Genomic DNA, 15327 nt, shown 5'->3' with positions numbered 1-15327 from the left:
GACGCTCCTCGGTGGTGGCGGTTATCTTGACGTCAAGACAAACTTTAGCGGAGTCGCCGAGGGCTGGCCAGCGCCCACCACGGCCCGACCGGGCGAGCGGGTGGTCGCGGTTATGCTCGTTCCCCGACGCTGTCGCCCATGACAGTGCGTCGTCACGGAGGGGTTGGTCAGGCGTGCGGATCCGCGCGGTCCATCGCTACTTCTGGCCTGACTCGCCGCCCTATGCCACCTTCCTGAAGGAGATGGCGAGCGACTGGGTCTCTCGAGGTCACGAGGTCGAGGTCGTCACCGCCCGCACGAGCGGCGCGGACGGTCGGTGCAGCAGGACCGCCGAAGGCGTTCGTGTCTCGCGAGTTCCCGTCGTCGCGGAGGGGGGACGGCTGCCGGCGCAGCCGGCGAACCTCGTGGTCTTCCCGATCGGCGTCGCGTTCCGTCTGCTGCGGGGAGAGCGGCCGGACGTGATCATGTGCTCGACAGCGCCCCAGGTGACCCTCGGCGTCGCCGTGTCACTGGTCGCGCGATGGCGACGAGCTGCGTTCGTCTACCACTGCATGGACCTCCACCCCGAGATCGGGCGTCTGTCCGGTGAGTTCGCTCGACCGTGGGTCTACCGCCTGCTGCTGCGACTCGACACCGCGACGATGCGCCGGGCCTCCCGGGTGGTCGTCCTCAGCGAGGACATGCGACGAGCCGTCGTGGCACGCGACCCAGGCCTCGGTGGTCGGACGACGGTGCTCAACAACTTCTCGCTGGGGGATGACGACGGGCGGCCCAGTCCGCTCCCCGAGCCGGCGAGCGGACGACTGCGGATCGTGTTCACGGGCAACTTCGGGCGCTTCCAGGGGCTGGCCGACCTGGTCGCCTGCGTGGGTCGCCTCCCGTCCCACGTCGACGTCGAGCTGGTGCTGATGGGTGAGGGGCGCGCCCGGGCCGAGGTCGATCGCGCCGTCGCGGCGCTCCCGACCGACCGGCAGGATCGCGTGCTCGTCCTGCCGCCGGGGCCGCCTAGCGCTGCGCGCGCTCTCATGCGCAGCGCCCACGTGGGCGTGGTGTCCCTCGCTCCAGAGGTGGCGAGGTACGCCTACCCGAGCAAGACGGCGACGTACGCCGAGCAGGAACTTCCGCTGCTGGTGATCTGCGAGGGCGACACCGAGCTGGGAGCGTCGACCGTGACCGAGGGTCTGGGCTGGTCGGTGGAGCCGGGTGACGTCGATGGGCTGGCCTCCGCGGTGGCCCAGGCCTTCGACGAGCTCGCGTCGGGCACGCTGGAGGGCCGGCGCCGACAGGTGCGGGAGCACTTCGAGAGGACGTTCGACAAGGACCGCCTCCTCGAACGGTGGACGGGCCTGCTGGACGAGCTCGCGGCGGCGCGACGGGTCGAGAGGGAGTCGAGGGCATGAGCGAGTACGTCATCATCGTCGGGGCGCCGCGGTCCGGGACGAACATGTTGCGTGACCTGCTCACGAGCGCTCCGGGGTTGGGAACCTGGGACTGCGACGAGATCAACCTCCTGTGGAAGCACGGCAACCTCGACGTGCCCCACGACGAGATCGGCGTCGACCGCGCGACACCCGACCTCTCGGCCTTCATGCGCAGGGCCTTCGACCGGGTCGGTCGTCGCACCCGGAGCGAGATCGTCGTCGAGAAGACGTGCGCGGTCTCCCTGCGTGTGCCCTTCACGCGGGCGCTGTTCCCGGATGCTCGGTACATCTTCATCCGCCGGGACGGCATCGATGCGACGGCCTCGACGATGCAGCGATGGAACGCGCCGTTCGAGCTCGGCTACACCCTGCGCAAGGCCCGGTACGTCCCGCCGCTGGATCTTCCTCGGCACGCGGCCGCGCTCGTGCGCAAGCGGGTCACCCAACGACTGCGGGGCGAGGTGCGTCAGGACGAGAGCGACCTGCGGGTGGGGACGTGGTGGGGGCCGCGGCCGCACGACCACCGCCGGCTCCAGCGCGAGCATCCGCTCGAGGAGCTCGCCTTCATCCAGTGGCAGCGCTGCGTCGAGCAAGCGGCAGCCGGTCTGGACGGGCTGCCGGAAGACCGGCTCATCGAGGTCGTCTACGAGGACTTCGTGGCGGACCCGACGGCCGGGACCGCACGCCTGCTCGACTTCCTGGACCGGCCGCAGCTCCTCGAGGACATCGACACCAGCAGGGTCTCGGCCACGAGCGTCGGCAAGGGTCGCCAGCGTCTGGGTGCGGAGGCGGTGGCTCGGCTCGAGAAGCTGGGCGGTGCGACCTTGGCGAAGTACGGCCGTGCCTGACACCCAGTCGAGGGGCCTGACCGCTCGGCAGGCGGCCGGCAAGCGTGCGATGGACATCGTGGTCGGCGGGGCCGCGCTCGTCCTCACCGCGCCGCTGTCGGCGGCGGCGATCGTGGTGGCCCGTCGTGACACGGGGGAGTCCGGCGTCTTCGCGCAGGAGCGCGTGGGGCGGCACGGGCGGATCGTCCGGGTCCACAAGGTCCGCACGATGCGTTCCTCCACCACGGTGACGACCTCGGTCACCACCAGCGGCGACCCCAGGATCACGCCGTGGGGTCGCCGCTTCCGTGCGTGGAAGATCGACGAGCTCCCGCAGCTCGTCGACGTCCTCCGGGGCCGGATGAGCCTGGTCGGCCCGCGGCCGGACGTGACGGGCTGGGCGGACCGGCTCACGGGAGAGGACCGGCTGGTCCTGAGCGTCCGTCCGGGCATCACCGGACCGGCCTCGCTCGCCTTCCGCCACGAGGAGGAGCTGCTCGCGGCGGCGGAGGATCCCGAGGCCTTCAACCGTGATGTCATCTGGCCGGAGAAGGTGCGGATCAACCGGGAGTACGTCGAGACGTGGTCCCTGCGGGGTGACCTGCGCTACCTGGCCCGGACCGTGCTCGCCGTGTTCAGGAGAGACCAAGGGACCGGATCCGGCCTCACTCGGCCAGCGCCTCCGTGAAGACGCCGACCACACGCTCGATGTCGCCGTCGGAGAGCGCGGAGCCGCTGGGGAGGGTGACACCCCGGGCGAACAGGTCCGCGCAAGCGCCCGTGTCGACCATCTGCGCGTCGCGGTACATCGGCTGCAGGTGCATCGGCTTCCACAGGTGCCGGGCCTCGACGCCGGCCGCCCCCAGGTACGCGACGACGGAGTCGGGCGTGGCCCTCGTGGCCTCCGGGTCGAGCACGACGCAGGTGAGCCAGCAGTTGTCCTCGTCATCGCTGCGCGCGGCGTCACGTCCGAGGACGGACACGCCGGGCAGGTGGGCGAAGGCCTCGACGTAGCGGTCCCGGATGGTGCGTCGGCGCGCGATCATCTCGTCCAACCGGGAGAGCTGGCCGACGCCGAGGGCGGCGAGAAGATTGGACATCCGGTAGTTGTAACCGGCCTCGGTGTGCTCGTACCACGGCGCCGGCTGGCGGGCCTGGGTCGCGAGGTAGCGCGCCCGCTCGATGAGTGCGAGGTCGTCCGAGAGCAGCATCCCGCCGCCTGACGTCGTCATGATTTTGTTGCCGTTGAAGGACAGCGCGGCAGACTGGCCGAAGGAGCCGGCCGCCCGGCCACGCAGCCCGGCGCCGAGCGCCTCGGCGGCGTCCTCGACGTGCGGCACCCCAAGGTCCGCGAGGCCGGGGTCGATGACGTCGTGGTCCGCGGTTCTGCCGAACAGGTCGACGGTCACGACGGCCGCGACGTCGCGTCCGTCCCGGAGCAGACCCGCCACCGTCTCGAGCAGCAGACCGGGGTCGACGTTCGCGTCATCACGTCGGGAGTCGACGAAGACCGGCTCGGCCCCCGTGTAGAGCACGGCGTTCGCGGTGGCGGCGAACGTCATCGAGGGCAGGACGACAACGCGCCCGGGGCGGGCGCCGGCGTGCAGGAGCGCCAGGTGCAAGGCAGCCGTCCCCGAGGACAGCGCGACCGCGGAGCGAACCCCGACCCGTGCGGCGACCTCGGACTCGAAGCGGTCGACGAAGGGTCCGAGAGGAGCGACCCAGCCCGAACGAAGTGCCTCGAGAACCAGTTCTTCCTCGACGCGCGTGACATGGGCCTGTGAGAGGAGAACGCGAGTGGCGGGCTGGTCAGGATTCAAGGTCACAGGTGTCAATTCTAGGTCCAGCGCCCAAACCACCGGACGGCGCGGGTTGAGAGAGCAGATGGGATCAGCGAGGCGTCGGGGACGTCGAGATGGCAGACAGTTCACGTTCGCGAGTGTCCGGAGCCGAGACACCACGAAGTCGCGTACAGTTCGTCGCCATGTCCTCGCACGTCCGATCAGCAGTTGCTGTGCACGAGGACCGGCGACGGCACTACAAGCCTCATGAGGTTCTGTTCGCCGTCGCGATGGCCGCCAGTGTTCTGCCCGCCCTTCCGCCGATTGCCGCCCTGAGTGGGCTCATCGGTATCCCGGTGCAAGCTCCGGCAGTAGCACTGTGGACAGCGGCGGCGCTTATCTTCGGGTCCGTCGTAAGGGGGGTGTGGCTTGCATTGATTCTCGCCGTTGTCGGAGCAGCGGCCACCTTGCCGATCGGCGACTCTGAGTTGACGCGGGCCTGGTTCGGCGTGCTCTTGGTGCCTCTCGCGCTCTTCGTTGGCCTGCAGGCGGTCGATACCGATGAGGTGCAGCACGCGCGGGCAGCCTTCCGGTGGGTCCTCTTCGGTGCCTGCGGGGCACAGGTCTTCTACTACGTCGCCACAGCTGGCATCCGGGCGCTGGCGTCACCCTCATCCGTCTACGTGAATCACACCAATGTGGATTTTTGGGGAGAGGCCGGAAAGCATGTTCTCGCCAACCCGAACAACGCCGCAGTCATTTTCTGTACCGCCTTCGGGTGGGCTGTGGCTGAGCGAGCTTCGGGAACCCAAGGACGCCTCTCTGCCGCCTTCGTGCTGACCAGCGCGACGGCGATCTATCTCACCGGCTCGCGCGGTGCCTGGTTGACCGCGGGAGCGATCCTGCTTCTTGCGGCGCTGTTTCACGTCCGATCTCGTTCGCGTGTCGCGCTGCTTCTGACCATTGCTGTCGCCGCCTACATCGCTGTCGATGCGTGGGTCGCGAGATTCGAAATGGTGGCGCGGACGGGTGACTCGGCCAACGTGCGCCTGCAGGCGCGGGTGGTCACCGTGTCCGAGGTGATCGATCATCCGATAGGTCATGGCGTCGGCACGACAGCTGATGTGCTGCGTGACCGACTGGGGGTCGTCTCGTTCTTGAGCAGCGACACCGCCGGCGCCACCAGCCATGACCTCTTCCTGAACTGGGGAGTCTGCGTGGGCTGGGTTGGGCTGGGTCTGCTCCTAGTGCTCTTGGCAGTTGCCGTTCGGGATGGGTACCGCGGCGCAGGGTTTCTGGCACTGTTACCCCTCCTCGGTTACATGCTGTGTGGCGAACTGGTTGGGCTGGACATCCTGAACTCGACCAACGCCGCCTGGTCAACGGTTCTCGTCGTACTTATCGGGTTGGGGTGGCGAGGCGGCGTTGTCTCCGGACCAAGCGCGCCGTCGCGACGATCGACGAGCGCAGGACGCCTCGATCTGACCCGCCGGCCTACCCGGCCCGCTCAGACGCCTTCGAGAGTGTCCGAAGGAAAGAGCTGATGCGGACGCCCTGTGCGGGCGGCGAGCAGGCTTCGGTGACGAAGGAGCGCGCGGTGGACCCCAACTGCCGCAGTTCGCCCGGCGCGAGAGCGAGCGTCGAATCCAAGGTCGCCGCCATGGATGCAGCGTCGTCCTCGGTGTAAACCACGAACGGGTCGTAGCTTGAGGGGATCGTGGGGAGATGGGTGGTCACGACCGGCGTGCCCGTGGTCATGTACTCGAGCAGCTTGGAGGGAAAGGAGTACTGGACGAAGTCGGTCTGCAGCGGCCGAGGGTTCACGAGCACGGTGGCGTCGGCGTAGCCGCGGCTCAGCGAGTCGAAGTCCACGACGCCGTGGAACACGACACGGGGGTTCTTGTCTGCGGCGACACGACATTCCTGCTCCATGGGGCCTCCGCCGTACAAGTGCAGCTGCCATGAGTCGTCGCTCAGCGCAACGGCTTGCAGCAACGCCTCTACGCCGTACTCCCTCTTCAAGCCGCCGGCGTAGAGCACTACCGCGCGGGTCCCGGACTTTCGGTGCGGCGACGCCTCCGAGGCCCGGTCCTGCAGCGGACGCGCAATGCCTTCCATCAGGAGAAGAGGCCTGCCCGGTGCGAAGTCCCTCGCGAGTGCTTCGGTGAGGCTGACGACGCCTTCTACTCGTTGTAGCCCCGACTCGATGAGTCTCTTGTCCACGCGCTTCATCAGCATGGCCGCCGCGCGATCGAAGCGGGTGCGCAGGCTCGGAGGGTCGGTCATGATCACGACCACGGGGACTCCCGCGCGTCTTCCGGCTCGGACCGCCGCCCAGATGAAGGGGCTGTGCACTCCGTGGACCAGGATCGCGGAGTGGCACTCCGTGCGCAACGAGCGCGAAAGGGCTCCTAGGGCGGCGGCGTAACGCGTCACGTGCTTCAGACCGGTGATATTGAGGAAGGGCAGCAGACGTCCTCTGACTCCGTCCGCTGTCCTGAAGTTACCGGCGCGGAAGACCACTCGGCGGTTGTGCGGGAAGTCGGCTGCCGGCGCCGCCGAGAGGGCGGTCACGTCGAGCCCCGCCGCCATCAAGGACTCGATGACAGACCATCCGAACCGTTGGGTCGCCGTCGGCATCCCAGCGTCCGTTCGCACCAGTTCGGCGAACTCATCCTCCGGGAGAGCAAAGCCGAGAAAGAGCACTCTCGTCATGACGATGTTGCTCTCAGGAGTGCTCGGCGCAACCGTTCCTGGGTCTCGGGCCTGCCGAACTCTTCGCGCAGGGCGGGCTCGGTGGACCCTTGGCGATCGGGCTCCTGCTCCAGCCTCTGACAAAGGGCGGCGACGGCGTCGTTCAGGACGCTTGGCGAGGTGCCGTTCCCTCCGAACATGGCTGCACCGGTGCGCACAAGGGTGGCGATGCTCGCTTGGTCGGAGGGGCCCACCGCGAGGACTGGACGGCGTGAGGCGAGGTACTCCGGCACCTTGGTTGACACCGACAGGCGCGTGAAGCTGGTGATTCCCGGGTCGGTTGACTCGAGAAAGAGCAGAGCATCCGCGCCGACGATCGTGCGCGGTACGTCCTCGGGCGCCACGCTGCCGTCGTTGGTGATGCTGCTGACCTCGCGAGCCAGCTCATCAGCCCGAGGGATGTCGTGCGCCGGGACGTTGAGCGCGAGACGCCACGGACGCGTGGCATGGGGCTGGTCGGACAGCACCTGCCCGACCTGGCGCAGAACGTCAGCCCGCCCAAGATGCAGGCCGCCGACGTAGCGCAGGGTGATCGGCCCGTCGCTTGAGGCCTGACGCATGGTGACGAGATCTTCGAAGGCGTCGAAGTCGACGCTGTTGCCCACGACCTCGGCAGGGCGTCCCAAGGTTCGCTCGTACTCCCTCTGCATGCTCCGGCCCACGGTCAGAATCAGAGGAGACCGCTCGAGCACCTGACCGATAGATCGCTCCGCTACCCGCCGCGCGTAACCGCCGAGCTGTCCGTCCGTGAACACGTTGTCCATCCAGTCGTCCATGAAATGGGGGACGACCGGGACATCCAGCCGTCGAGAAAGAGCACTGACGAACTTGGTGATTCGCACCCCGCCGAGCAGTGAATGAATGACCTGGGGGCGAAATCTCTCGATCTCCTCGAGCCACCGGCCCCGGACCAAGACCGGACCGATGTCATTCGCGGACGTCACGGCCAGACGCAGCCTCGTTGCAGCCGAGACATGACCAGTTCGGCGCACCGATGGATTCAGACCATCCGTGACCGGCTTCGGCATCCGGTTGCCCAGGGCGGTGCGCACCAACCCATCGAGAGGCGCGACAGACAGCGGGGCGACGCGAACGTGCGGGCCCGTGGCCGACTGCGTCTGTCGTGTGTGCGTGTACAGCTCGAACAGCTGGTCCGAAGGCCAGGCTTCGAACATGGACCCAAGCGTTACGCCGGTATTGGTGGGGGACCCGATCGGGTTGAAGCCCACATGGAGGACCCGGGGGTGGTTCATGACTGTCCTCCGACGGTCGAGAGGGGCGGGTCGCTCAGGCGAAACTTCCGCAGGGTGCCCCGGTAACCCATCAAGCAGGCCGGCCAGATGCACGCCACGAAGGCAGCAGCTCCCACCCAAGGGATCCAGACGAAACCGTGGCGTTGAGCGACCCACCACTTCAGCGGGAGGCTCACGAGAAGAACGGTGTAGCCGATGGTCTGCGGGGCGAGGACCTCCGCCCCGTTTTGAGCCATGAAAGCGGGCCCAGTAGCCGCCTGGACGAACCACCACACGGCCAAGCCGGCCCACAGGAAGGGCTCCCGACTGATGCCTGACTGCAGCCAGATGTCGACCGCCGCAGGGCCGGCCCACACAGCGATCGCCCCAGCCGCCGCCACGATGCTGAGCGTGACGACCGTCATCCGGCGTGTGATGGTCGACACCCACTCCACGTCGTGATGAGCCAGTGCTTGAGCGTGCAGGGGCCAAAGAGGCTGCGTGAGGGTCAGCGTCAAGGTCCCGATGAGGGCGAAGATGCGTGCCGGGACTGCAAAGGTGGGGACGTCCGCGAGCGCCGCCGTGTGGGCCACCAGCCAAGGGTCGATCTGCGTGCATATCGTCAACAGGACCGTGACGAGAAGAAAGCGGCTGCCAAGGCGCAGCAGCTCTCGGAGCACCGTCGACGAGTACAGGTGCAGGCTCGGGCGTATCCGACGCCCGTCCTGAGACACGAGAAAGAAGGTGGCTGTGTTGAGCGACGCGATCCCCACAGGGGCGAACGCGCACCAAGCGACGAAGGCACCCGGGCCGACATCAAGCTTCACGGCGAGGAGAGCAGCTCCCAGCGATGTGATGCTCGCTGCTCCCTGCCAGATGTTCGACACCGCTTGCTGGCCGATCCCGTATTGAATCCGCACCACGAGACTGGCGACGATATTGCCGAGGAAGGCGGCGAGGGTCACTACGGCGATGGCACTCACGGCAGGATCGTGGGGGTCGTCCGCACCCAGAAAACGCGCCCAGGGCACCACTTGCGTCGTGAGCAAGAGGAGCGACCATCCGAGAACGACGATGAAGGCTGCCATCACATAGGCGTTGGTGACGTAGGCCCGGGCTAGCTGCGCGTGGCGGCCGCCATCTTCCGGGGTCCCGGCCGAGAGCTGCCCCAGCCTGGTCATGAGGCCTGTACCGAGACCCAGGTCGGCGAACAGCATCAGGCTCGTCACGGCCAGCGCCGCGGACCACGCTCCGTATCCCTCCGCGCCGAGGTAGTCGAGGCTGATGGGAACCAGCAGCAGGGGGGTGAGAGCGGCGAGGCCTCGGCTGAAGACAGAGGTGACGACACCTCCGAGAAGGGTACGGACCCGACGTCGACGGGCGTCGACGGTGGCCACCTCGTTCGGGGGCGTGCGCGATGGCACATCCCTCATGACGACCTGCGAATGCCCGCCCAGGCGTGGTGGCGCCGGGCCGTCGACAGGATGAAGTTGACAGTGCGCTCGCTGGTGTTGTCGATGAGGTAGTCGTCCGGCGTCAGGTGTCCGACCCCGTCGCGACTGTGCCCGGAGGACATCGCGACGGCGACCGCCTCGACGACGTCGTGCGCGTCGAGGCCGGTCATGAGGATGCCGCCGGTGTCGAGGGCCTCGGGGCGCTCGATGGAGTCACGCAAGGTGACCGCAGGGAACCCAAGCAGGGTGGACTCCTCGGCGATCGTCCCGCTGTCGGACAGGCAGCAGGCGGCCTTGAGCTGGAGGTGGTTGTAGTCGTGGAAGCCCAAGGGCTCGCTGAACGTGACGCCCTCCGGCTCCGACCACTCGGGGAGCGCCTCCAGCCGCTTGCGCGTGCGCGGGTGGGTCGAGACGAAGACGGGCAGGCCGAAGCGCTCGCGGACGGCGACGAGGCAGTCGAGGAGGGCGCGCAGCCGCTCGGGGGAGTCGACGTTCTCCTCGCGGTGCGCGCTCACGAGGAAGTAGCCGCCCTCCTCCAAGCCGAGACGCGTCAGGACGTCGGAGGCGAGGACCTGGTCACGGTAGGCGTCGAGCACCTCGCGCATCGGGGACCCGGTCTTGATGATGCGACGCGGGTGCAGGCCTTCGGCGAGAAGGTTGCGCCGGGCGTGCTCGGTGTAGACGAGGTTGAAGTCCGCGACGTGGTCGACGAGCCGGCGGTTGGTCTCCTCGGGCACGTTCTCGTCGAAGCACCGGTTGCCGGCTTCCATGTGGTACACCGGGATTCGCAGCCGCTTGGCCATCACGGCGGCGATGCAGGAGTTGGTGTCGCCGAGGACGACGACGGCGTCGGGACGCTCCTCGAGCATCACCTTCTCCGCCGCCACGAGCGTGCCGCCGAGGACCGCGCCCAAGGAGGAGGTGTCGACGCCGAGCATGTGGTCGGGCTGACGGATGCCGAGGTCGCGGAAGAACACCTCGTTCAGCGAGTAGTCGTAGTTCTGCCCCGTGTGCACGAGCACGTGCTCGACCGTGGCGTCCAGCCGCGCGATGACCCGCGAGAGGCGGATCAGCTCAGGCCGGGTGCCCACGACGGTCATGACCTTGAGCATCAGGCTCCGGCCTCCTGGATGACGGGGTGAGGGAAGGTGTCGGGTGCGTCCGGGCGGAAGAGCTCGTGCGACCAGAACTGTGTGAGGAGCACATCATCCCCGGTGTTCGTGATGTTGTGCGCCCAGCCCACGGGCATGTCGACCGCGCACGGGGCGTCGCCCGACACGGCGAACTCCACGACCTCGTCGTGGAACATGCGACGCAGGGCGATGGTCGCCGTGCCCTGGACGACGGCGAAGCGCTCGATCTTGGACAGGTGGTAGTGCTCGCCGCGGGTGATGCCCGGGACCGTCGTCGAGATGCTCGACTGTCCCTCGCCGCCGCGGCTGCGCACCGTCTCGACGAAGGTGCCCCGGGCGTCCGCGTGGGGGGTCAGCGTAATCGGGTAGCGCTGGGGAAAGATGGCCGCACGGTAGGTGTTGAACAGTGCGATCCGGAACGGAGTCGACAGATCAGGGAACTCGCCGGTGGAGTAGCTCGCCTCGAACTCGTGGAGGAGGTCGAGCACTTCTTGGACGCCCACCCGGGTCCCGCGCGGGTCGAGGCGCTCCGAGTCCGTCGTGAGGCCGTCCAGCATCGCCTGCGCTGCGTCCTGCACGTGGAGCAGCTCGACCGGCCGGTCGGTCACCTCGGGCGACTCTCCGGCGGCCACCGCGTGGACGAACGTCGCCACGAAGCTGTTGTAGCGGGGCCGACCGTGCTCGCCGAAGATGTTGGGCAGCCGGACGTCGACCACGGAGTGCCCCTGCGCCCTGAGGGACGACAGGGTCGAGCCGGCCGTCGCCTTGCCGGTGCCGTACGGGGTGCCGTTGCCGTCCTGGATGGAGTTCGCGTACACGACACGAACCGGACGGTTTACGGCGCGCACCGCTGAGGCGACGTCGTTCGCGAGGTCGATGTTCCCCTGCTCGACCTCTTCGTCGGTCCCACGGTTGACTCCGGCGACGTGGATGACGGCATCTGCGCCGGCCACGAGGGAAGGCAGGTCCGACCAGGTCTTCCGGGAGACCGGGACGACGTCGTGCTCACCCAGGGCGTGGGCCCGCAGTCGGGTGTGCCAGCCGAGGAAGCCCGCCGCACCCGTCAGGACGACCTTCATGCGCGTGACCCTGCGCGCAGGTCCTGGATCTCCGGGAGGGTGAGCAGGAGCGCTTCCGTCTCCTCGACCCCCATCTGCTCGGTCGTCGTCGAGTCGTACTCCTCGACGACGGCGCTGCCCGGCTCGCCGCGGTCCTCGTAGATGCCGTAGTCGAGTGCTCGTGCGTCGAGCGAGATGCGGAAGTAGTCCCCTTGGTCCTCCGAGCGGGACATCTCCTCGCGGGTCAGCAGAGTCTCGTACATCTTCTCGCCGTGGCGGACACCGATGACCTGGATGTCCGGCTCGCCGTACCCGAGGACCCGGGCGGTGGCCCGCGCGAGGGTCTCGACGGTGCACGCAGGGGCCTTCTTGACGAAGAGATCACCGGGGTTGGCGTGGAGGAAGGCGTGCTCGACGAGGTCGACCGACTCCTGCAGGGACATGAGGAAGCGCGTCATGGAGGGTGCGGTCAGGGTGAGAGGCCTGCCGGCACGGAGCAGCTTGACGAACAGCGGAATCACCGATCCCCGCGAGTACAGCACGTTGCCGTAGCGGGTCACGGAGACGGTCGTGGAGGACTCGGGGTGGTTGCGCGCGAACGCCTGGGCGGTCTTCTCCATCAAGGCTTTCGACATGCCCATCGCGTTGACGGGGTAGACGGCCTTGTCCGTGCTCAGGCAGACGACCGAACGCACGCCGACGCGGTGCGACGCCTGGATGACGTTCTGGCTGCCGAGCACGTTCGTCTTGACGGCCTGGTCCGGGAAGAACTCGCACGAGGGGACCTGCTTGAGTGCCGCGGCGTGGAAGACGAAGTCGGCGCCCGTGACGGCGGCGTTCACGCTCTCGTAGTCACGGACGTCGCCGACGAAGAACTTGACGCGTGGGTCGGCGAGCCGCTGGCGCATGTCGTCCTGCTTGGCCTCGTCGCGGCTGAGGATGTTGATGCGCTCCACACCTCGCTCGAGCAGGTGCGTGACCATCGTCGAGCCGAACGATCCGGTCCCCCCCGTGATGGTCACCGTGGCGCCGGCAGCGGTCAGGGCAGAGTCAGTCATCAGAGTCCTTCTTCAGTGCGTGCACAGGATGTGGGCGGGTCGTTCGGACCCGAACAACGGTCACGGTCGCTCAGGGACGCGAGCTCACCTGGCTCGTGCCGGAGTACGCGACGAGCCACGAACGGACGTCGTGCGCGGCAGGGAGGTCGAGGGTGTCGCACTCGAGTCCCGGGACCTCCACGGTGGTGATGAGGGGGTGGCTGGACGCGCGGACAGCCTCGCCCGGAGTGAACAGCTCCTCCGAGAGCTTCTCGCCCGGGCGCAGGCCCGTGTAGACGATCTCGACGTCGGTGCGACCGGACATGTGGATCATCGTGCGGGCCATGTCGGTGATCTTCACCGGGGTCCCCATGTCGAGCACCATGACCTCGCCACCGTCGCCGATGCTCGCCGCCTGGAGGACCAGCTGGCACGCCTCGGGGATGAGCATGAAGTAGCGCTCGACGTCCGGGTGGGTGATGGTCACCGGGCCGCCGGAGCGAATCTGCTCGGTGAAGGCGATGACCACGGAGCCGCGAGACCCGAGCACGTTGCCGAACCGCACGCTGATGTACCGCGCCTCGGGCTCCTGGGCGTCGGCTGCCGCGGTCAGGCGCTCCGCTACCCGCTTGGACCATCCGAGGACGCACTGCGGGTTGGCCGCCTTGTCGGTGGAGATGTTGACGAACGTCGACACCCCGACGTGGCGCGCGGCGTCGAGCACGTTGCGAGTGCCCAACACGTTCGATTTCAGCGCCTCGGCGGGGTGACGCTCGAGCATGGTCAGGTGCTTGAGCGCGGCCGCGTGAAAGACGACGTCCGGACGGGTGCGCTCGAAGACCTCGCGCAGGCTGTCGGCATCGCGGATGTCGCAGAGCACGAGGGAATCCGAATCGAGCAGGGCGTGACCCTCGATGGACATCTGCGTCGCGTGCAACCCCGACTCGTCGTGGTCGAGCATGAACAGCTGACCCGGGAAGAAGCGGGCGATCTGGCGGCAGAGCTCGGACCCGATCGACCCGCCCGCGCCGGTGACGAGCACGCGTCGACCGGAGAGCTGCTCGGAGATCGCGGCCATGTCGAGCTCGATCGGCTGGCGGCCGAGGAGGTCGGCGACGTCGAGGTCGCGCAGGTCCGAGGCGGTGGGCCGACCGCCGAAGATCTCACGCACTGCCGGGAGGACCAGGACGCTCAACCCGGCGTTCGTGGCGGCCGCCGAGAGCTCCCGCACGAGGTCCGCGGGTGCGGTCGGGACGGCGATGACGAGGGTGTCGGCGTCCGTGCGGCGCGCGACCTCGGCGAGGTGCTCACGGCGGCCGCGGACCTTCACCCCCGCGATCGAGAGCCGCTGCTTGGTGTGGTCGTCGTCGAGGAGGGCGACCGGGCGGATTCCGCTGCCCGGGTCGCTGACGAGGCTGCGGACGAGCATCCGGCCGCCTCCGCCGGCGCCGAAGACGACGGCTCGGCGGCTGTCCCGACCCACGTAGACGCGGCGGGTGGCCCGGGCCCGGACGACGAAGCGCGCGGCGAACATCCCGCCGAGCGCCAGCACGGTGGCGGTGACCGGCACGCTGCGCGGGAGGGCGATCGCGTCGAGTCCGACGACCGCCGCGGCGAGAACGACCCCCGTGACAGCGGTGGCCCGCGCGAGCTCGCCCACCTCCTCGAAGGAGCCGAGCTCGTGGCGGACGGCGTAGGGCCCCCAGACCCACCCGATGGCGACCTGCAGGCTGAAGGCGACCGCGGTGGCGAGAACAAGGCCTCGGTAGTACTCGGTGGGGATGCCGAAGTCGAGCCGGAGCGAGGTCGCGACGGTGAGCGCGACGGCCCACACGAGAGCGTCCACAGCGGTCCAGCGCAGGCGCGTCATCAACCGGCTCGCCGGAGTGGGCGGCGCACTCTCACCGGACATGGCAACTCCCCGATCGACATAGAGTAGGCGCCCGCGGCGATGTCATGGCGCCACGGGTTCCTCAGTCCGCGCACCCCCCTGCCGGATCGCGACCGCGACGAACGATACCAAGGAGACAGGTGTGACGAACAGTGGGACCGTGCTCGTGGTGTGCACCGGCAACGTCTGTCGCTCGCCCTACCTGGAGCGGAGACTGCGTCAGGAGCTGGTCGGCACCGGCATCACGGTGTCGGGGGCCGGCACGCGGGCACTGACCGGGCGGGACATGGACCCCGGCACGCGCGAGCGCCTGCTTGCCGCCGGCGCGGACGCCGAGGGCTTCGCCGCCCGGGACCTGACCGTGGAACTGCTGCGTGGGGCGGACCTGGTCATCACCGCCGCGCGTGAGCACCGAGCCGCCGCGACCCGGCTCTTCCCCGGAGCCCTGCGCCGCACGGTCACGCTGCGCGACCTCGCCGACCTGCTCGACGGGGTGGCCCCCGCTGACCTGCTCCAGCCACCCCCTGCCGAGGGCACCTCGTGGGTCCGGCACGTCGTCGACCGCGCCCTGCTACGGCGGGGCACTGTGCCGGCGCGGCAGGACGGTGTTGACGTCCACGACCCCATTGGTGAGGGCCCGGAGGGCTTCGCCCTCATGGCTCGGCAGGTCGACGACGCGCTCGGCCCGGTGGTCGCGGCGCTGCGCGCCGGTGTGGCGGCGTCTCGCACGCTGTGACCG

13 protein-coding genes are annotated in these 15327 nt (G+C 68.7%); 5 read left to right on the top strand and 8 right to left on the bottom strand.

Annotated features, from left to right (window positions below; all coding sequences use genetic code 11):
* The first annotated feature begins 11 nt into the window (after positions 1–11).
* From KMZ30_RS18790 to KMZ30_RS18780, 3 genes are read left to right on the top strand one after another with little or no spacing between them, the layout of a single operon-like run.
* Positions 12–1400 carry a glycosyltransferase family 4 protein gene (locus KMZ30_RS18790; RefSeq protein WP_215514236.1) on the top strand — a complete coding sequence of 463 codons (1389 nt, stop codon included), beginning with the start codon at positions 12–14 and terminating at the stop codon, positions 1398–1400.
* Complete coding sequence (locus KMZ30_RS18785; protein ID WP_215514235.1) at positions 1397–2269, top strand: sulfotransferase family protein; 873 nt, start codon at positions 1397–1399, stop codon at positions 2267–2269. The genes KMZ30_RS18790 and KMZ30_RS18785 overlap by 4 nt, the downstream gene beginning before the upstream one ends.
* A complete protein-coding gene (locus KMZ30_RS18780; protein ID WP_308279882.1) occupies positions 2262–2936 on the top strand; it encodes a sugar transferase in 675 nt (224 codons plus the stop codon). The genes KMZ30_RS18785 and KMZ30_RS18780 overlap by 8 nt, the downstream gene beginning before the upstream one ends.
* Here KMZ30_RS18780 and KMZ30_RS18775 read toward each other — a convergent pair.
* Positions 2914–4074 carry an aminotransferase class I/II-fold pyridoxal phosphate-dependent enzyme gene (locus KMZ30_RS18775; protein WP_308279881.1) on the bottom strand — a complete coding sequence of 387 codons (1161 nt, stop codon included), beginning with the start codon at positions 4072–4074 and terminating at the stop codon, positions 2914–2916. The genes KMZ30_RS18780 and KMZ30_RS18775 overlap by 23 nt on opposite strands.
* Before the next feature lie 158 nt (positions 4075–4232).
* Here KMZ30_RS18775 and KMZ30_RS18770 point away from each other — a divergent pair, with 158 nt between their 5' ends.
* Complete coding sequence (locus KMZ30_RS18770; protein WP_215514234.1) at positions 4233–5573, top strand: O-antigen ligase family protein; 1341 nt, start codon at positions 4233–4235, stop codon at positions 5571–5573.
* Here KMZ30_RS18770 and KMZ30_RS18765 read toward each other — a convergent pair.
* The 7 genes from KMZ30_RS18765 to KMZ30_RS18735 all read right to left on the bottom strand — a co-directional run bounded on the left by KMZ30_RS18765 (position 5524) and on the right by KMZ30_RS18735 (position 14567).
* Positions 5524–6744 (bottom strand): glycosyltransferase, encoded by a 1221-nt coding sequence (locus tag KMZ30_RS18765; protein ID WP_215514233.1) that lies wholly within the window; start codon positions 6742–6744, stop codon positions 5524–5526. The genes KMZ30_RS18770 and KMZ30_RS18765 overlap by 50 nt on opposite strands.
* Entirely contained in the window at positions 6741–7958 is a 1218-nt protein-coding gene (locus KMZ30_RS18760; RefSeq protein ID WP_215514232.1) for a glycosyltransferase family protein, read from the bottom strand. Before KMZ30_RS18760 ends, KMZ30_RS18765 begins: the two co-directional genes overlap by 4 nt.
* Before the next feature lie 74 nt (positions 7959–8032).
* Positions 8033–9412, bottom strand: a complete 1380-nt coding sequence (locus tag KMZ30_RS18755) for an oligosaccharide flippase family protein (RefSeq protein ID WP_215514231.1) — start codon at positions 9410–9412, stop codon at positions 8033–8035.
* Between the two features lie 32 nt (positions 9413–9444).
* Positions 9445–10581: a non-hydrolyzing UDP-N-acetylglucosamine 2-epimerase gene (wecB, locus tag KMZ30_RS18750; protein WP_215514230.1), complete on the bottom strand. Its 1137-nt coding sequence runs from the start codon at positions 10579–10581 to the stop codon at positions 9445–9447.
* Positions 10581–11681: a polysaccharide biosynthesis C-terminal domain-containing protein gene (locus tag KMZ30_RS18745; RefSeq protein ID WP_215514229.1), complete on the bottom strand. Its 1101-nt coding sequence runs from the start codon at positions 11679–11681 to the stop codon at positions 10581–10583. The genes wecB and KMZ30_RS18745 overlap by 1 nt, the downstream gene beginning before the upstream one ends.
* Positions 11678–12718, bottom strand: coding sequence for a polysaccharide biosynthesis protein (locus KMZ30_RS18740; protein ID WP_215514228.1), 1041 nt, complete (start codon positions 12716–12718; stop codon positions 11678–11680). Before KMZ30_RS18740 ends, KMZ30_RS18745 begins: the two co-directional genes overlap by 4 nt.
* 70 nt (positions 12719–12788) lie before the next feature.
* The gene (locus KMZ30_RS18735; RefSeq protein ID WP_215514227.1) at positions 12789–14567 is read right to left on the bottom strand and encodes a polysaccharide biosynthesis protein; all 1779 of its coding nucleotides are present in this window, start codon (positions 14565–14567) and stop codon (positions 12789–12791) included.
* Positions 14568–14730: 163 nt separating this feature from the next.
* Between KMZ30_RS18735 and KMZ30_RS18730 the strand changes: the two genes are divergently transcribed.
* Positions 14731–15324: an arsenate reductase/protein-tyrosine-phosphatase family protein gene (locus KMZ30_RS18730; RefSeq protein WP_215514226.1), complete on the top strand. Its 594-nt coding sequence runs from the start codon at positions 14731–14733 to the stop codon at positions 15322–15324.
* The last annotated feature ends 3 nt before the right edge of the window (positions 15325–15327 follow it).

The sequence above is a fragment of the Phycicoccus mangrovi genome, from assembly GCF_018729305.1.
GTDB classification, from domain to species: Bacteria; Actinomycetota; Actinomycetes; order Actinomycetales; family Dermatophilaceae; genus Phycicoccus; species Phycicoccus jejuensis.
Note: the sequence above shows the minus strand (reverse complement) of the source record. Positions and strands in the feature narration are given on the sequence as shown.